The following is a 229-nucleotide window of genomic DNA, read 5'->3' on the forward strand; positions in this document are numbered from 1 at the left end:
CCCGCTTCGATGTCCGGCTCAGGCAGGGATTTGCGGTCTACTTTGCCGTTTGCCGTAACCGGAAGTTCATTTAATGTCACCCAGAACGCCGGGATCATGTAATCCGGCAAGGTTTCTTTCAGTGCTGATTTCAGTGCTTCTATGTCAGCTGTTTCCGGTGTCACGTACGCCGCGATCGCTGTATTGCCGCCTTTATCTTTGACAGCTGTCACCGCCGCATCCTGCACCT

1 protein-coding gene is annotated in these 229 nt (G+C 53.7%); it reads right to left on the minus strand.

Features of this window, described 5'->3' with window-relative positions; genetic code table 11:
• Positions 1-229 (minus strand): AMP-binding enzyme (locus tag V6D44_RS21015; RefSeq protein WP_333516868.1); only part of this gene is annotated, 229 nt, incomplete at both ends.

Source organism: Bacillus sp. 0209A, from assembly GCF_036765095.1.
Taxonomy (GTDB): domain Bacteria; phylum Bacillota; class Bacilli; order Bacillales; family Bacillaceae; genus Bacillus; species Bacillus subtilis_G.